Origin of the sequence: Thioalkalivibrio sp. ALM2T (assembly GCF_000381505.1) — a bacterium.
GTDB lineage: Bacteria > Pseudomonadota > Gammaproteobacteria > Ectothiorhodospirales > Ectothiorhodospiraceae > Thioalkalivibrio > Thioalkalivibrio versutus.
In genome coordinates this window covers 60,259-75,852 of record NZ_KB906562.1, presented here as the reverse complement: position 1 = coordinate 75,852, position 15,594 = coordinate 60,259, and the positions used below count along the sequence as shown (strand labels likewise).

Genomic DNA, 15,594 nt, shown 5'->3' with positions numbered 1-15,594 from the left:
AAACCGCGTAGCGGTTATCCGGGATCTCGCCGGGGGTTGCACGTCGGTTGGTGCCAGGGTCTGGAGATCCCGGCTCTGCGCTTCGCTGCGGCCGGGATGACGAGGTGGTGTAAACGTCCGGGTGGACGGAGTGTGGGGGCGGCGCTGTGCACTTCGCAATGGTGGGGCTTGCTGGAAGGCGCAAACAAAACGGGCCCCGTGAGGGGCCCGAATCGTAGTACTGCCGGATGGCGGGTCAGGCGGCCTGGCGCAGGTTGGCCAGCAGGCCTCGCAGTTCCGAGGCCTTGGGCTTCACCAGCCAGAACGAGCCCTGGTAGTCGTCGAAGCGTTCCAGGATTTCGCGGCCCCAGGCGCTGTCGGTCTCGTGCACGAACTCGGTGATGAGTTCCTCCAGGTAGTTCCGGTGCGCCTCCATGTCCTCGATGTCGAGGCGATGCAGGTCGATCAGCTCGTTGTTGATGCGGTCGGGGAAGTCGTTCTCCCGGTCCAGCACGAACGCGAAGCCACCGGTCATGCCGGCGCCAAAGTTGATGCCGGTGTTGCCCAGCACCACCATCACGCCGCCGGTCATGTACTCGCAGCCGTGGTCGCCGATGCCTTCCACCACCGCAAGCGCGCCGGAATTGCGCACCCCGAAGCGCTCGCCGCACTGGCCGGCCGCGAACAGCTTGCCGCCGGTGGCGCCATACAGGCAGGTGTTGCCCATGATGGTTGTGTCCTGGCTGGCGAAGCTGGAGCCCTCCGGCGGACGGATCACCAGCTTGCCGCCGGTCATGCCCTTGCCGACGTAATCGTTGGCGTCCCCTTCCAGGTACAGGTGCAGGCCGCCGGCGTTCCAGACACCGAAGCTCTGACCGGCCGTGCCCTGCATGCGCACGGTGATCGCGGCGTCCGCCATGCCCTGATTGCCGTGACGCTTGGCAATCTCTCCGGACAGCCGCGCGCCGATCGAGCGGTCGGTGTTGGCCACGTCGAAGTGGTATTCGCCACCGGCCTTGCTCTCGATGGCCTGGAGCATCTCCGCGACCATCTTCTCGGCCAGCTCGCCCTTGTCGAACGGTTCGTTCTTCGGCGCCTTGCAGAAACGCGGCTTGTCGGCCAGGTCGCCGCTGGCCAGTAGCCCGTTCAGGTCCAGGTGCTGCTGCTTGGGCGTCTCGCCCGGCAGGATCTCCAGCAGGTCGGTGCGGCCGATCAGGTCGGTCAGGCTGCGCACACCCAGCTTCGCCATCCATTCGCGGGTCTCGCGGGCGACGAACTGGAAGTAGTGCATGACCATCTCGGGCAGCCCGATGAAGTGGTTCATGCGCAGCACCTTGTCCTGCGTGGCCACACCCGTTGCACAGTTGTTCAGGTGGCAGATGCGCAGGTACTTGCAGCCCAGCGCCACCATCGGGCCGGTGCCGAAGCCGAAGCTCTCGGCGCCCAGGATCGCGGCCTTGATGACGTCCAGGCCGGTCTTCAGGCCGCCGTCGGTCTGCAGGCGGACCTTGTCGCGCAGGTCGTTGCCGCGCAGGGTCGCGTGGGTCTCGGACAGGCCCAGCTCCCACGGGGTGCCGGCGTACTTCACCGAGGTCAGCGGGCTGGCGCCAGTGCCGCCGTCGTAGCCAGAGATGGTGATCAAGTCGGCGTAGGCTTTCGCCACGCCGGCGGCGATGGTACCGACCCCGGCCTCGGAGACCAGCTTCACCGAGACCAGCGCATCCGGGTTGACCTGCTTGAGGTCGAAGATCAGCTGCGCCAGGTCCTCGATGGAGTAGATGTCGTGGTGTGGTGGCGGCGAGATCAGGGCGACCCCGGCATTCGAGAAGCGCAGCTCCGCGATCATCTTGTTGACCTTGTGCCCCGGCAGCTGGCCACCCTCGCCGGGCTTGGCGCCCTGGGCGACCTTGATCTGCAGGACCTCGGCGTTGACCAGATAGTGCGGGGTTACGCCGAAGCGGCCGGAGGCCACCTGCTTGATCTTGGACATGCGCTCGGTACCGTAGCGGGAGACGGCCTCGCCGCCTTCGCCGGAGTTGGAGCGTCCACCGAGGCGGTTCATCGCGGTGGCCAGGGCCTCGTGGGCCTCGGGCGACAGCGCACCCAGGCTCATGCCGGCGGAGTCGAAGCGCGGCAGGATGTCGGCCTCGGGCTCGACCGCGTCAAGCTCGATCGGCTCGATGTCGTCGCGGACCTTGAGCAGGTCGCGCAGCACGGTCACTGGGCGTTCGTTCACCAGTTCCGCGTATTCCTTGTAGATCCCGTAGTCACCGGACTGCACCGCGCGGTGCAGGGTCTGGATCACGTCCGGGTTGTAGGCGTGGTACTCGCCGCCGTGGACGTATTTCAGCAGACCGCCCTGGCCGGCGCTCTTGCGCGGGTTCCAGGCACGCTTCGACAGTGTCTCCAGATCCGCCTGAATGTCGGCGAAGCGGGTGCCCTGGATGCGGCTGGTGGTGCCCTTGAAGCAGGTCTCCACGATTTCGTCGGACAGGCCGACGATCTCGAACAGCTGCGCGCCGCGGTAGCTGGCGATGGTGGAGATGCCCATCTTGGACAGGATCTTGAACAGGCCCTTGTTGATGCCGCGGCGGTAATTCTGCGCCAGGGTCAGCGGGTCCGCGTTCGGGATCTCGCCGGACTGGCACATGCCGTGCAGCGCCGAGTAGGCCAGGTACGGGTAGATCGCGGTGGCACCATAGCCCAGCAGTACCGCGAAGTGGTGCGGGTCGCGCACGGTCGCGGTCTCGGCGACGATGTTGGCGTCGGTGCGCAGCTTGGCGCCGATCAGGGCATGGTGAACCGCGCCCACGGCCAACGCGGCCGGGATCGGGCGGCGTTCCGGGTCGATGCCGCGATCCGACAGGACCAGCACCACGGCACCGTCGCGCACGGCCTCGACCGCGTGCTCGGTCAGGGCCTTCACGGCGTCCTCCAGCGAGCCGGAGTGGACGTCGTAGTTGAGGTCCATGCGCTCGACGCGGAAGGCGTCCTCGGTCTGGTTGCACAGCTCGCGGAACTTGGCCTCGGACAGCACCGGGGAGTCCGACACCAGGCGATGGGCGTGGTCCGGGGTCTCCTCGAACAGGTTCTGCTCGCGGCCGAAGCAGGTCTCCAGCGACATCACGATGCTCTCGCGCAGCGGGTCGATCGCCGGGTTGGTGACCTGGGCGAACTGCTGGCGGAAGTAGTCGTACAGCGAGCGGGTGTGCTGCGACAGCACCGCAAACGGGGTGTCGTCGCCCATCGAGCCCACGGCCTCCTGGCCCGCCTCGGCCAGGACGCGCAGGATCTGGTCGCGCTCCTCGAAGGTGACGTCGAACAGCTTCTCGTAGGTCTCGAGGCGTTCCGGCGGCATCGGCTCGCCGGAGAACAGCTGGTTGTCGTCCAGCTGGCTCTTCAGGTGCTTCACGTGGGCGCGCAGCCACTGGCGGTAGGGCTGGCGGGTGCGGTTGATGCGGTCGATGTCCTCGGGCTGCAGCAACTCGCCGGACTCGGTGTCCACCGCGAGCATCTGCCCGGGCTTCAGGCGGCCCTTGGTGACCACGTCCTCGGGGGCGTAGTCGTAGACGCCGATCTCCGAGGCCAGGGTGATGTGGCGGTCCTTGGTAATCACGTAGCGCGCCGGGCGCAGGCCGTTGCGGTCCAGGGTGCAGGCGGCGTAGCGGCCATCGGTCAGCACGATGCCGGCCGGGCCGTCCCAGGGCTCCATGTGCATGGAGTTGTATTCGTAGAACGCGCGCAGGTCGGAGTCCATGTGCGCGACGTTCTGCCACGCCGGCGGGACCAGCAGGCGCATTGCGCGGAACAGATCCATGCCGCCGGCTAGCAGGACCTCCAGCATGTTGTCCAGGCTCTGCGAGTCGGAGCCCTCCAGGTTCACCAGCGGTTCCAGCTCGGCCAGTTCCGGCAGCTTCTCGGTGGCGAACTTGTGCTGGCGCGCGACCGCCCAGTTGCGGTTGCCCTGCACGGTGTTGATCTCGCCGTTGTGGGCGAGGAAGCGGAACGGCTGCGCCAGGCCCCACTGCGGGAAGGTGTTGGTGGAGAAGCGCTGGTGGAACACGCAGATTGCCGTCTCCAGTTCCGGGCGCTTCAGGTCCGGGTAGAACACCGGCAGGTTGGCCGGCATCACCAGACCCTTGTAGGAGAGCACGTGCGCCGACAGGCTGGGCACGTAGAACACCGGGTCGTCGCCCATCGCGATCTCGGCGCGGCGGCGCACCACGAACAACGCGCGTTCGAAGTCGGCCGCGTCCATGTCCGCCGGGGCATTGATGAACACCTGCAGGATGTGCGGCTGGCTCTTCATCGCCTCGGCGCCGCAGGCGTCTTCCGGATTGACCGGCACCTCGCGCCAGCCGGCAAGCCGGAGCGGGCCGCGCTCGATGGCGCTCTCCACGGCGGCGCGGGTTTCGGCGATCTTTGCCGGGTTGATGAACGCGATGCCGGCGGCGAAGCGCTCGGCCAGTTCGATGTTCGACTCGGAGGCGAGGGTGCGCAGGAAGGCCTCGGGGGTCTTCATCAGGAGCCCGCAGCCGTCGCCGGTCTTGCCGTCGGCTGCGATCGCGCCGCGGTGGGTCATGCGTTCCAGGGCCTTGATCGCGGTGTCGACCACCCAGTGGCTGGCTACGCCATCCATGTGCGCAATGAGGCCGAAGCCGCAGTTGTCGCGCTCGAATTCGGGGCGGTAGAGGGTGCCGTTCAGTTGGTTCTGTCGCATTGGTCAACTCCGGTCGCAGCGCGCGGGGCCGTACGCGGGCGCGGTACGTTGGTCAGGGCCGTCCCTGGAAAAAGAACACGGAAAAAGGCGCAGGAATATAGCCGAACCGTCATTCTCCCGGCAAACCGGGGCCGGTCAAGAAGACACGACATCGACGCAGGTTAAGTCGTGGTGACCAAGCAGCGCGGGGATCAGTCGCGCACGGCGTTCTGGACCGAGCCGATGGAGCGGATCCAGGGTTCGTCGCGGCGCACGGCGGCGGGCAGGTCCTCCGCGGCGCGCTGGGCGGCGGCCCGGTCGGGGAAGACCCCGGCCAGGATGACCACGAATTCGCGGTTGTTGACGCGCGTTGGGATATAGCGGATCCCGCCCAGGTCGTGCTGATCGGCATAGGCCCGTGCGGCCCCCATGTTCGGCGCGGCCAGCAGCTGGATGGTCGTGGCGCCTCCGTCCTGGTCGTTCAGCCAGGCGCGGTCGTTGCGCAGGCGCTCGGCGTCGGCATCCTCTGCGGCCGGCTCTTCGGTGGCGGGTTCCGGCTCGGGCGTGGGCGCGGGTTCGGGTGCTGGTTCAGGCTCCGGCTCCGGCGTGGTTTCTGGCTCGGCCTGCGGTTCGGATGCGGGCGCCGGCTCCGCGGGTTCCGCTGCCGTCTCGGGTTCGGGCTCGTCCGCGGCCGGGTCCTGGGTGGCGGTCTCCCGCTCGGTCGGTTCGGCTTCGGCCGGAGGGGGCAGGTCCAGTGGGTCGGCCACGACGACCTCGTCGTCGGTGGTGGCTTCCGGCCCCTCGGGCGCGGGTTCCGGCTCGGCCTCGGTGATGCGCGGCTCGGGCAGGGGCAGTTCGATGATCTCGCTATCGGTCGGCGCGGATTCCGTCTCCAGCAGTTGCCAGGCGACCGGGGCGGCGATGCCCAGGGCCACGGTGATGGCTACTGCTGGGACGAACCAGCGCTGGTTCCAGAAGGCGACGTTCTCCGCCGCCGGCGGCTCCGGGATGCGGTGATCGGCGTCGATGCCGCCCGGCTTGCCCGTTGGCGCATCGGTGGCTGCCTCGCGGGGCGGGTCGGGCGTCGGATTGGACGCGGCGAGGGCCTCGGCCGCCGGGGTGAAGCGGTCGTCGTCCGGGGCGCGGCTGGCGCGGATGGTCGGCTCCGGGGGCGTCTCGCGCGCCGGCTCGGCCTCGCGGGTGGAGGGGGTGAGCGTGGGCTCCCCCTCTTGCGGTTCCATGTCGGTTTCTGTCTCGGCCGCGTCGCCTGCGGCCACCCCCGGGGCAGTGCTGCCGGCGGCTGTGGCTGTGGCTGTGGCTGCGGCACCGGTCCGGCGCTCGCTGCGGCACTGGCGTTCGAGGAAGCTGTTGGCCTCGCGGTTGAGGTTGCCGGGCAGGCCCTGACTGGTGGTCTGCAGGTGATGGATGGCGTCGGCATCCAGCAGGCGATCGGGGTCGGCCAGGCCCGCGGCCTGCAGGCGGTGGCGCAGGTAGGCCGCGGTCTGCTCCAGGTTGAACGCGCGCAGGCTGACGCGGGTGACCTGGTCCTCGTCGGAGGGGTCGGGGAGGTAGAGGCGGCGGCGCAGTAGTCCGCTGGAGCCGACCAGGATGATGCGCGGGGCGCGGCCCTGCCTGGCAAGGATCTCGCTGCGCATGCGCATCAGGTTGTTGACGATGTCGGTGCCGACCAGGTGCGCGTCATCCATCGCGATGACCGGGTCGACGCCTTCGGCGACGCGGTCACCGAGGAGTTCGGTCAATGGGCGATCGGGGTCGTCCGCGTTCTGCGAGCGCAGGTAATTGCGGATGGTGTTGTCCACCGACTCGAACTGGGTGTTGATGCGCGCACGGAAGGCGATCAGCTCGAACGGGTCGGGCAGCATCGCCAGCAGCCGCATCAGCTGGAGGCTGCGGCCGGAACCGTTCTCGCCGGTCATCAGCACGACTGCGCCGGGGCCGTTCAGGGCAGCCCGCGCGGACTCGAGCAGGCCGTCCAGCAGCGGGTCGCTGTAGATGAAGGTCTCGTCGGGCGCGTCGTCAAACGGCGGCGCGTGCAGGCCGAGGTGTTCCAGGCATTGTTCGGAAAGCGCCATCGAATTCCTTTTCAGGTCAGCGTGCCCAGGTCGAACAGGCGGTGGTGTTCACGGATGGCGTGGCGGTCGGTCATGCCGGCGATGTAGTCGGCGATGGCGCGTTGCGGCCCGTGCGAGTCGTGGGTGGCCATCTCGTCGGCATGCCGCTGGTAGTGCTCGGGCATCAGGCGTGGCTCCGACTCGAATGCGGCAAACAGATCGTGGATCAGCTGGCGGGCCTTGTGCATTACCCCGTGGACCTGATGGTGATGGTAGAGGTTTTCGCGCAGGAAGCCCTTGAGCTCGCGCGCCTGTTCCGCCATCTGCGGGCTGAAGCGGATCAGGGCCTCGCGGGCGCGGCGCACGTCGTCGGGGGTTTGCGGGCGCTGGTGGTCGATCGCGGCCTGGCTGGTCTCGATCAGGTCGCCGACCAGGGCGTCGATCATGCGCCGGACGGTCTCGTGCTGGATGCGACGGGGGTCCAGGTTCGGATACCGGGCCTGGACCGTCTCGCGGCAGTCGCGGAACAGGGTGACCTCGGCGAGGCCGTCCATGGTGAGCAGCCCGGAGCGCAGGCCGTCATCGACGTCGTGATTGTTGTAGGCGATTTCGTCGGCGACGTTCGCGAGCTGAGCCTCGAGGCTCGGCTGTTCCTTCTGCAGGAAGCGCACCCCGATCTCGCCCAGCTGGCGCGCCTTCTCGGGTGCGCAGTGCTTGAGGATGCCCTCGCGGGTCTCGTAGGTGAGGTTGAGGCCATCGAAGTCGGCGTAGTGGCGCTCCAGCAGGTCGACGATGCGCAGCGACTGCAGATTGTGCTCGAAGCCGCCGTGCTCGCGCATGCAGGCATTCAGCGCGTGCTGTCCGGCATGCCCGAAGGGGGTGTGGCCGAGATCGTGCGCAAGCGCGACGGCCTCGGTCAGGTCCTCGTTCAGTTGCAGGGCGCGCGCGATGGAGCGCCCGATCTGCGCGACCTCCAGCGAATGAGTCAGGCGGTTGCGGAACAGGTCGCCCTCGTGGCTGATGAAGACCTGGGTCTTGTACTCCAGCCGGCGAAAGGCGCTGGAATGCACGATGCGGTCGCGGTCGCGCTGGAAATCGCTGCGGTGACGCGGCGCGGCCTCGGCCTGGGCGCGGCCGCGCGAACGTGCGGGATCGCAGGCGTAGGGCGCCAGGCCCGGGGCGGCCGCGCTGGGGGTTGCCATGATTTCAGGCGACACGGACATGCTCGTGCAGGGTGTCGTCCAGGGCGTCCTGATCGAACGCGTCAGTGAGGACGGCTTCGCCAATGCCGCGCAGCAGTACCAGGCGCAGGCGGCCGCTGGCGACCTTCTTGTCGATCGCCATCAGTTCGCGGAAGCGGTCCGGGGTCACCGCCCCCGGCGGCTCCAGGGCCAGGCCTGCGCGCTGGATCAGGGCCTCGGCGCGTTCGCGACCCGCGGTATCCAGCCAGCCCATGCGTTCGGACATGCGTGCGGCCATGGCCATTCCGGTGCCCACGGCCTCGCCGTGCAGCCAGGCGCCGTAGCCCATGCCGGCCTCGATCGCGTGGCCGAAGGTGTGGCCCAGGTTGAGCAGGGCGCGAATGCCGCCCTCGCGCTCGTCGGCGGCGACGATCTCGGCCTTGCAGGCGCAGGAGCGACGGATGGCGTAGGCCAGCGGTTCGGGCTCCAGTGCGCGCAGGGCGTCGATGTGTTCCTCCAGCCAGGCGAAGAATTCGGCGTCGCGGATCAGGCCGTACTTGATCACCTCCGCCAGGCCCGCCTGGAGCTCGCGCTGGGGCAGGGTCTTCAGCGTGTCGGTGTCGATGACGACGGCGCGTGGTTGATGGAAGGCGCCGATCATGTTCTTGCCCAGCGGGTGATTGACACCGGTCTTGCCGCCAACCGAGGAGTCGACCTGGGCGAGCAGGGTGGTTGGGACCTGAACGAAGTCGATACCGCGCTGGTAGATTGCGGCGGCAAACCCGGCAATATCCCCGACCACGCCGCCGCCCAGGGCGACGATGCGGCTGCCGCGATCCAGGCGCGCCTCCAGCAGCCGGGTCAGGATGGTCTCTACCGTCGCGAGGGTCTTGTGCTGTTCGCCGTCGGGCAGTTCGATCCATAGCGGGTCGCTGCTGATGTCGCAGGCGGCGAGGTTCCGGCGCAGGGCGTCGCCATACAGCGGCCCGACCGTGGTGTTGGTCACCACGGCGATGCGCCGGCCGTGCAGTGCCGGCCGGAGCCGCTCCGGTTCGCCCAGCATGCCCGGCCCGATGTGGATCGGGTAGCCGCGTTCGCCCAGTTCTACGTTGAGACTTTCCATGCCCGCCATCATAGCGTGCGGGCCGACGGCGGCGTAAGCCGGGCATTCCGCATGGTGCGGATCGCTTCACGGACTTTTGCAATTGGCGCCGGTTGGATTACCATAGGGAGTTCTGCATGGTCGCCCGGAGTGTTTGGCGGCCGGTTTTGTTATTTTTGATCGAGATGATCCTGCATCCGTTTCGGAGATTGTATGCCGCACGTACGAATTCGTGAGAACGAGCCCTTCGAGGTCGCCCTGCGCCGTTTCAAGCGCACCTGCGAGAAAGCCGGCGTGGTCGCGGAAGTCCGCCGCCGTGAGTACTACGAGAAGCCGACCACCGAGCGCAAGCGCAAGGCCGCTGCCGCGGTGAAGCGTCAGCTGAAGAAGAATTCCCGCGACATGACTCGTCGGGTGCGTTTGTACTGAACCCCGTCCGGGTGGCTGCCCGGACCCGAGGACCCAAAGATGTCGCTCAAGGCCCGGTTGCAGGATGACGTCAAGCAGGCCATGCGGGCCCGGGCCAAGGACCGCCTGGCTGCATTGCGCATGATTCAGGCCGAGGTATCGCAGTTCGAGGTGGACGAGCGGCGCGAGGCCGACGACGACACCGTGCTGGCGATCCTCAATCGCATGCTCAAGCAGCGGCGTGATTCCATCGATCAGTATCAGAAGGGCGGTCGCGAGGACCTCGCCGAGCGCGAGGCCGCCGAGGTCGTCATTATCGAGGAATACATGCCCGAGCCGCTGGATGCGTCCGCGCTGGACCAGTTGGTGAGCGAGGCGATTGCCGAGACCGGAGCCAGTGCCCCGGGTGACATGGGCCGCGTCATGGGGGTGCTGAAACCCCGGGTCTTCGGGCGTGCGGACATGGGCCAGGTGAGCCAGAAGGTCCGCGCCGCCCTGCAGGGCTGACTACGGGCCGGATCCCGGCCGAACTCCCCGGGCCCATCGCGGCCCCTATCCCGATTTCGTCGGAGCGAGTGTTCCATGGCTTCCAATCCGATGCAGTTCCTGGACCTCCCGCGCCAGGACCCCCAGAAGACCCCCGCCGAGATCCGGATCCACGAATTCGGCGAGATCATTGGTCAGTTCGATCCCGCCACGGCCGGTCAGCAGGCCGGCCGTTGCCTGGCCTGTGGCAATCCCTATTGCGAATGGAAGTGCCCGGTCCACAACTTCATCCCTAACTGGTTGAAGCTGGTGGAGGAGGGCAATCTGTTCGCGGCCGCCGAGCTTTCGCACAAGACCAACTCGTTGCCCGAAGTCTGTGGCCGCGTATGCCCGCAGGATCGTCTGTGCGAGGGGGCCTGCACCCTGAACGACGGCTTCGGCGCGGTCACCATCGGCTCGGTCGAGAAGTACATCACCGACGAGGCCCTGAAGGCCGGCTGGCGCCCGGATCTGTCGGACGTCACCCCGACCGGCAAGCGTGTCGCGGTGATCGGCGCCGGGCCCGCCGGATTGGGCTGCGCGGACATCCTGGCGCGCAATGGCGTGCAGGCAGTGGTGTATGACCGCTATCCGGAGATCGGCGGCCTGCTAACCTTCGGCATCCCGCCGTTCAAGCTGGAAAAGCACGTGATCCGCACTCGCCGCGAGATCCTCGAGGGCATGGGCGTCGAATTCCGTCTGAATATCGAGATCGGCCGCGACGTGGCGATGGACGCCCTGCTGGAGGAATACGACGCCGTGTTCCTCGGCATGGGCACCTACACCGCGATGCAGGGCGGCTTCCCGGGCGAGGACCTGCCGGGCGTTTATCCTGCTCTGCCGTTCCTGATCTCCAATATCCGCCAGGTGATGAACTGGCCGCAGGAAGAAGGCCACGAGTTCATCGACATGGCCGACCAGCGGGTGGTCGTGCTGGGTGGCGGCGACACCGCGATGGACTGCAACCGCACCTCGATCCGCCAGGGCGCGGCATCGGTGACCTGCGCCTACCGCCGTGACGAAGACAACATGCCCGGTTCGCGCAAGGAAGTGGTGCATGCGCGCGAAGAGGGCGTGCACTTCGAGTTCAACGTGCAGCCGGTGGAGATCGTCGGCGATGGCAAGGTCGAGGGCGTGAAGGTCGTGCGTACCCAGATGGGCGCCCCGGACGAACGTGGCCGCCGCCGTCCCGAGCCGGTCCCCGGCTCCGAACACGTAATCCCGGCCGACCGGGTGCTGATCGCCTTTGGCTTCCGTCCGTCCCCCTCCGACTGGTTTGCCGACTACAAGATCGGCATCGACGAGGGCGGCCGCGTGCAGACCGCGGGCGAGCATGCCTTCCAGACCGGCAATCCGAAGGTCTTTGCTGGCGGCGACATGGTGCGCGGCTCCGATCTGGTGGTCACCGCCGTCTTCGAGGGCCGCGAGGCCGCCGAAGGCATCCTTGAATACCTCGGCGTTTGAGCCTTTCGATGTCCCAGAACCTGAAGAACGACCTCCTGCTGCGAGCCCAGCTGCGTGAACCGGTGGAGCGTCCGCCGATCTGGATCATGCGCCAGGCCGGGCGCTACCTGCCGGAGTATCGCGAGACCCGCGCCCAGGCCGGCAGCTTCATGAGCCTGTGCCAGAACCCGGAGCTGGCCTGCGAAGTCACCATGCAGCCACTGCGCCGGTTTCCTCTCGATGCGGCGATCCTGTTCTCCGACATCCTCACCATCCCCGACGCGATGGGGCTGGGTCTGTATTTCGAGACGGGCGAGGGCCCACGTTTCCGCGAGCCGGTGCGTACGCTGGAGGCGATCGAGAACCTGCCGGTGCCGGACCCGGAGCAGGAGCTACGCTACGTGATGGACGCGGTGCGCCTGATCCGCCGTGAGCTGGACGGCCAGGTCCCGCTGATTGGATTTGCCGGCAGCCCATGGACCCTGGCGACCTACATGGTCGAGGGTCAGGGCTCGCGCGACTTCGCCGAGACCAAGCGCCTGATGTACGGCGAGCCGCAGGCGATGCACGCCCTGCTGCAAAAGGTCGCCACCGCGGTGACCGATTATCTGAACGCGCAGATCCGCGCCGGCGCCCAGTCGGTGATGATCTTCGACACCTGGGGTGGTTCGCTTACTCCGCGGGCCTATCGCGAGTTCTCGCTGGCCTACATGCAGCGCATCGTCGATGGTCTGATCCGTGAAAACGATGGCCGCCGCGTCCCGGTGACGCTGTTCACCAAGGGTGGCGGGGCCTGGCTGGAAATGATGGCGGATACCGGGGCGGATGCCCTGGGGCTGGACTGGACCATCGAGATCGCCGAGGCTAGCCGCCGGGTCGGCGATCGCGTTGCGCTGCAGGGCAACCTCGATCCGTCGGTGCTCTACGCACCCGAGGCTGTCGTCCGCGAAGAGACCCAGCGGGTGCTGGATGGTTTCGACCGCGACACCGGTCATGTCTTCAATCTTGGCCACGGCATTCATCCGGGGATCGACCCGGAGCGGGTCGCCGCGATGGTGGACACCGTCACCAACTACCGACGCTAGTCCGCCCGGCGCGAGCGCACGGCCCGGTTATTATTCCGCCGTGGCCGCCGCCTCTTCGGCGCCGGCATCCGCCAGCATCTTCTCTACGTCCGCGCGGGTTGCGCGTTGCATCGGGCGGCCGTCCACCGGCGACGGTGGCGCCTGGCGCAGGCCGTCCAGCGGGAATACCGTGAGCTCAACATCGGTGTCGCCCGGTCCGCGGAAGGCGAGGAAGGGGATGCGCTGTTCGCGCCCCTGCCGGCTGCGGTAACGGCGCTCGCCGGTCTCGCAGTGAATCCCCCGATCCCCCATCTCCAGGATGACCTCTTCCACTGTCTCGGCGAAGGCATGCAGGTTGATCAGCGGTTGCGATTCCACTAGCCCTTGAAGGAGCGGGCCGACCAGCCGCGGTTCCAGGTGTTCCAGGCGTTCCATCACGACCAGCGCCGCTTCCAGGCGGCTGCGGTAGGCGGCGCGGCTGGTGGGGCTGGCAAACAGCCGGCTGCGTTCGATGGCGGCGTCCTGGATCTCCAGGTTGCCGGGCATGTCTTGTCGGGCGTCCACGCCCAGGTGTTCCGCGGCTTTCCGCTTGGCCAGGCCGAAGTCCCGGATGCCGTCGTCGAGCATGATGCGAGCGGCTTCCTGGGCCAGCTCCTGGCGCGCGCGCGAGGGGCTGGCCATTTAAAAGACCAGTTCGGGTTGCTGGTTTCCGCTGCTGCCGTTCTCGCCGTTCCCCGGAATGACGTGTCCGCGTTCCGGGATCTGGTGCGGTAGCAGCCACTGGTTGCGCGCGCCCGGGGCGTCGTCGCTGGGGGCGCGCTGGCCGTTCGGCAGGATGGCGACTCGCACCAGGTCGTTGGGGCGTTCCACCGGCCGTTCCGGCTGGTCGGCCAGCACGCTGCCCATGAAGCGGGTCCAGATTGGTAGGGCCGCGCGACCGCCGCTTTCGCGCCGACCCAGCTCGCGGTTGTCGTCGAAGCCGATCCAGGCGGTTGCGACCAGCTCCGCGTTGAACCCGGCGAACCAGGCATCGCGGTAGTCATTGGTGGTGCCAGTCTTGCCAGCCAGGTCGGACCGGCCCAGTTCCATGGCCCGCCGGCCGGTGCCGGATGTGATGACGCTGCGCAGCATGTCGCTCATCTGCCAGGCGACACCGGGATCCAGGACCGGTACCGGATCCGTGTACTGCAGCGGGCCGCTGCTGGCGACCAGCGGCAGATCCTGTCCCTTCGGGTTTGTGCAGGGCGCGGGGCAGGCTCGTTCGGTCGGTGCCTCGTACAGGGTCTCGCCGTCCGCCGTCTCGATGCGGGCGATGATCCAGGGGCTGTTCAGGCGGCCGCCGCTGGCGAACACGCCATAGGCATTGTTCAGCTGCAGCGGGGTGAGGGAGCCGGTACCCAGGACCATGGACAGATTGTTCGGCTGCCTTTCGAGGTCCAGGCCGAAGCGCGTCAGTTCCTGGTGCACGTTTCCGGTGCCCAGGCGGTCGAGCAGGCGAATGGAGGCCAGGTTACGGGAATTCGCGAGTGCCTCGCGCAGGGTGGTCTCGCCATGGAAGCGCCGCGAGTAGTTCTGCGGGCGCCATTCGGCCCCCAGGGCGGGGTCGTTGAAGACCATCGGCGCGTCAATCACGGTCCCTTCGGGCCGGTGGCCCTCGCGCAGGGCCAGGGCATAGACCAGCGGCTTGAACGCGGATCCTGGCTGGCGTTGCGCCTGGGTCGTGCGGTCGTAGCGGTTTTCAAAGAAGTCGAACCCACCGGCCAGTGCCAGGATGGCGCCGTCCTCAGGGGCCTGGGCGATCACGGCGCCGGTGACTTCCGGCTTTTGCGCCAGGCGCCAGCGGCCGTCGGTATAGGGACGTATACGGATCACGTCGCCGCGTTCGAGCGCCGGTGATCCGGCCCATTCGCGGTCTTCCGGCAGGACTTCCAGTTCGCCAATGCGGCCGCCGTCAACGCGCAGTACCCCGGCGTCGCCCTGCCCCAGGACGACGGCCGGGAACAGCAGCCTTCCGTGCACCCCGATGGCCATCAGCGCGCGCTCGCGTGCCTCGGCGTCCTCCAGGGTATTGCCGGGAAGACGCATTTCGGGACCGCGAAAACCGTGACGCTCGTCATATTCCAGCAATCCTTCGCGCAGCGCCTGGTTGGCCGCTTCCTGCTGTCGGGAGTCGATCGTCGTATGCACCTGCAGGCCGCGTCGGTAGGCGTCGTCACCCCACAGGTTCACGACCATCTGGCGTGCCATTTCGGCGACCCAGTGGGCATCAATCTCGGTGGCTGTGGTGTGGCGTTCCGACAGCACCGGGCGCTCGATGGCGGAGGCATAGGCCTCCTCGTCGATCACGCCGGTTTCCAGCATCCGCCGCAGTACGTAGTTGCGGCGGATCTCGGCCCGTTGCGGGTTGCTTACAGGGTTGGTGGTCGATGGCGCCTTGGGAAGGGCGGCGAGCGTGGCAATCTCGTCCAGTTCCAGGGCATCCAGCGAGCGGCCGAAATATACCCGCGAGGCCGCCTCGATCCCGTAGGCGCGTTGCCCCAGATAGATCTTGTTCAAATATAGCTCGAGGATCTCGTCCTTCTCGAGTTCCTGTTCCAGGCGGATGGCCAGGAAGATCTCGCGCAGCTTGCGTTCGTAGGTCCGCTCGCGTGTCAGGAAGATATTGCGCGCGAGCTGCATGGTGATGGTGCTGCCGCCCTGGCTGCGCTCGCCGCCGGTGGAGATCACATTCAGTCCGGCGCGGGCGAGGCCCATGATATCCACGCCCGGATGGTCATAGAAGCGCTCGTCTTCCGCCGCAATAAAGGCATCGCGGACTTGCTGCGGAATCGCGTCGATCGGGACGGGAATGCGCCGTTCTTCCGCGAATTCACCCATAAGGCGGCCATCCGCACTGCGGACCTGCAGTGGAGTCTGCAGACGCACATCGCGCACGGCGTCGGCCTCCGGCAGGCTCGGCGCGTAGTAAACATAGAGAGCGGCCGCCGCGATGGACAGGCCGATTCCGGCTGCCAGCATCAGGGCCAGCAGCGCCGTAATAATCTTAAGGAGCGGATTCATGACAGCAAAAAAAGTGAGGCCAAGATGAGAAGTCGCTTTCAAAGCGACTTGCAACCCTGAA

Annotated in this window: 10 protein-coding genes; 4 read left to right on the top strand and 6 right to left on the bottom strand. The window is 67.5% G+C overall.

Annotated features, from left to right (window positions below):
• Window positions 1-235: 235 nt before the first annotated feature.
• The 4 genes from gltB to aroB all read right to left on the bottom strand — a co-directional run bounded on the left by gltB (window position 236) and on the right by aroB (window position 9,066).
• Complete coding sequence (gltB, locus tag F816_RS0108680; RefSeq protein ID WP_019594401.1) at window positions 236-4,699, bottom strand: glutamate synthase large subunit; 4,464 nt, start codon at window positions 4,697-4,699, stop codon at window positions 236-238.
• A 191-nt stretch (window positions 4,700-4,890) separates the two neighbouring features.
• Window positions 4,891-6,771, bottom strand: a complete 1,881-nt coding sequence (locus F816_RS0108675) for an SPOR domain-containing protein (RefSeq protein ID WP_019594400.1) — start codon at window positions 6,769-6,771, stop codon at window positions 4,891-4,893.
• Between the two features lie 11 nt (window positions 6,772-6,782).
• Window positions 6,783-7,952 (bottom strand): deoxyguanosinetriphosphate triphosphohydrolase, encoded by a 1,170-nt coding sequence (locus tag F816_RS0108670; protein WP_038085675.1) that lies wholly within the window; start codon window positions 7,950-7,952, stop codon window positions 6,783-6,785.
• Window positions 7,953-7,956: 4 nt separating this feature from the next.
• Complete coding sequence (gene aroB, locus F816_RS0108665; protein WP_019594398.1) at window positions 7,957-9,066, bottom strand: 3-dehydroquinate synthase; 1,110 nt, start codon at window positions 9,064-9,066, stop codon at window positions 7,957-7,959.
• 180 nt (window positions 9,067-9,246) lie between these two features.
• Here aroB and rpsU point away from each other — a divergent pair, with 180 nt between their 5' ends.
• From rpsU to hemE, 4 genes are all read left to right on the top strand, one after another.
• Window positions 9,247-9,462, top strand: a complete 216-nt coding sequence (gene rpsU, locus F816_RS0108660) for a 30S ribosomal protein S21 (RefSeq protein WP_018144550.1) — start codon at window positions 9,247-9,249, stop codon at window positions 9,460-9,462.
• A gap of 39 nt (window positions 9,463-9,501) precedes the next feature.
• A complete protein-coding gene (locus F816_RS0108655; protein ID WP_018144549.1) occupies window positions 9,502-9,948 on the top strand; it encodes a GatB/YqeY domain-containing protein in 447 nt (148 codons plus the stop codon).
• A gap of 75 nt (window positions 9,949-10,023) precedes the next feature.
• On the top strand, window positions 10,024-11,430 hold the full coding sequence (locus tag F816_RS0108650; protein WP_019594397.1) for an FAD-dependent oxidoreductase: 1,407 nt from the start codon (window positions 10,024-10,026) through the stop codon (window positions 11,428-11,430).
• A gap of 8 nt (window positions 11,431-11,438) precedes the next feature.
• A complete protein-coding gene (hemE, locus tag F816_RS0108645; protein WP_018168288.1) occupies window positions 11,439-12,494 on the top strand; it encodes a uroporphyrinogen decarboxylase in 1,056 nt (351 codons plus the stop codon).
• A gap of 30 nt (window positions 12,495-12,524) precedes the next feature.
• On the opposite strand, the gene F816_RS0108640 is transcribed toward hemE, so the two are convergent.
• Both F816_RS0108640 and F816_RS0108635 read right to left on the bottom strand, forming a co-directional pair.
• The gene (locus F816_RS0108640) at window positions 12,525-13,154 is read right to left on the bottom strand and encodes a hypothetical protein (RefSeq protein ID WP_019594396.1); all 630 of its coding nucleotides are present in this window, start codon (window positions 13,152-13,154) and stop codon (window positions 12,525-12,527) included.
• Entirely contained in the window at window positions 13,155-15,533 is a 2,379-nt protein-coding gene (locus tag F816_RS0108635; protein ID WP_019594395.1) for a penicillin-binding protein 1A, read from the bottom strand. It abuts the gene before it with no gap.
• Window positions 15,534-15,594 lie beyond the last annotated feature (61 nt).

Excerpts from the sequence above, each read along its gene's own strand:
- F816_RS0108655 (WP_018144549.1), top strand. The coding sequence starts at position 9,502 with ATGTCGCTCAAGGCCCGGTTGCAGGATGACGTCAAGCAGGCCATGCGG.
- rpsU (WP_018144550.1), top strand. The coding sequence starts at position 9,247 with ATGCCGCACGTACGAATTCGTGAGAACGAGCCCTTCGAGGTCGCCCTG.
- hemE (WP_018168288.1), top strand. The coding sequence starts at position 11,439 with ATGTCCCAGAACCTGAAGAACGACCTCCTGCTGCGAGCCCAGCTGCGT.
- gltB (WP_019594401.1), bottom strand. The coding sequence starts at position 4,699 with ATGCGACAGAACCAACTGAACGGCACCCTCTACCGCCCCGAATTCGAG.
- F816_RS0108675 (WP_019594400.1), bottom strand. The coding sequence starts at position 6,771 with ATGGCGCTTTCCGAACAATGCCTGGAACACCTCGGCCTGCACGCGCCG.
- F816_RS0108670 (WP_038085675.1), bottom strand. The coding sequence starts at position 7,952 with ATGGCAACCCCCAGCGCGGCCGCCCCGGGCCTGGCGCCCTACGCCTGC.
- aroB (WP_019594398.1), bottom strand. The coding sequence starts at position 9,066 with ATGATGGCGGGCATGGAAAGTCTCAACGTAGAACTGGGCGAACGCGGC.
- F816_RS0108640 (WP_019594396.1), bottom strand. The coding sequence starts at position 13,154 with ATGGCCAGCCCCTCGCGCGCGCGCCAGGAGCTGGCCCAGGAAGCCGCT.
- F816_RS0108650 (WP_019594397.1), top strand. The coding sequence starts at position 10,024 with ATGGCTTCCAATCCGATGCAGTTCCTGGACCTCCCGCGCCAGGACCCC.
- F816_RS0108635 (WP_019594395.1), bottom strand. The coding sequence starts at position 15,533 with ATGAATCCGCTCCTTAAGATTATTACGGCGCTGCTGGCCCTGATGCTG.